At 55.2% G+C, this 1084-nt stretch carries 2 protein-coding genes; both read left to right on the top strand.

Translation table 11 applies throughout. From position 1 onward, the window contains the following. Positions 1–68 precede the first annotated feature (68 nt). Positions 69–284: a PLD nuclease N-terminal domain-containing protein gene (locus tag D6877_RS14455; RefSeq protein ID WP_016774306.1), complete on the top strand. Its 216-nt coding sequence runs from the start codon at positions 69–71 to the stop codon at positions 282–284. Between the two features lie 255 nt (positions 285–539). After that, positions 540–1016 carry a hemerythrin domain-containing protein gene (locus D6877_RS14450; RefSeq protein WP_024012575.1) on the top strand — a complete coding sequence of 159 codons (477 nt, stop codon included), beginning with the start codon at positions 540–542 and terminating at the stop codon, positions 1014–1016. The last annotated feature ends 68 nt before the right edge of the window (positions 1017–1084 follow it).

The raw sequence follows: 1084 nt of genomic DNA, 5'->3' as shown, positions 1-1084 counted from the left end.
CCAGGCAAAAAGAATGAACCCAACGCCCCTCTCGTCGCCTAACGCACAGACCATCAGGAGTTAAGCCTATGCAAATCGAAACCGTGTGGATCGTATTGGCGGTCATTCTCGTGCTGATCGAGCTTTGGGCCATCAATCGGGTGCGTAAAAGCGAGGGGAAATCGAGCAATAAAGGCGTGTGGATCGTGCTGATCGTGTTCGTGCCGCTGTTCGGCCTGATCGCCTGGGCGTTGGCGGGGCCCAAGCATATCGGTCGCGGCTCACCTTCCCAGGCCAGCCGTTAAGCAACGACGCCGGCCCGTCTCAAGCATCACCCTCAGCCCGGCTTTTGCCGGGCTTGTTATATGCAATGCCCGTTGCGCGGATTTCTTGCAGGCTGCACGAAAGCATTGTGCCTGCTTCGATGCCAGCCCTTGATTTAGAAGGGTTGCGCTCGATCAGCGAGTTGGCACGACTCCTGCGATAGCCTCTTCCTGAATACACAGCAGCGCGAAAAAAAGAACGCTGTGTTCAATCCGTGAAAAGCAGAGGCCTCAAAAATGAATGCCATCGACCTTCTCAAAGCCGACCATGAAAAAGTCAAAGCCATCCTCAGCCAACTGAGTGAGTCCACCGACCGCGCACTGAAAAAACGCGTCGAGTTGCTGGGCAAACTGGAAATGGAAATCACCATCCATACCCGCCTGGAAGAAGAGATTCTCTATCCTGCGTTCAAGGAAGCCGGCAGCAAGGAAGAAGACATCATGTACTACGAGGCCAAGGAAGAGCACCGCACCGTGGACTCACTGGTACTGCCTGATCTGAAAGAAACCGATCCAGGCACCCCGGAATTTGCCGGTCGGGTCAAAGTGGTCAAGGAGCTGCTGGAGCACCACATCGAAGAGGAAGAACAGGAAATGTTCCCCAAAGCGCAGAAGCTGCTGGGCAAAGCCAAGCTCGAGGAGCTGGGTGCGCAAATGGAAGCCATGAAGGCGAGCCACAAAAAGGAAATGGCAGCCAACAAGATCGCTGCGTAAAGCGCTGAACACACCGAAGCCCGGCAGCAATGCCGGGCTTTTTTGTGCGCTCAAACTTGCCCTCGCTC

Origin of the sequence: Pseudomonas sp. Sample_9 (assembly GCF_004307535.1) — a bacterium.
Taxonomy (GTDB): Bacteria; Pseudomonadota; Gammaproteobacteria; order Pseudomonadales; family Pseudomonadaceae; genus Aquipseudomonas; species Aquipseudomonas mercuritolerans.
The sequence above is the reverse complement of the archived record's forward strand: the minus strand, read 5'-3'. Positions and strand labels throughout refer to the sequence as shown.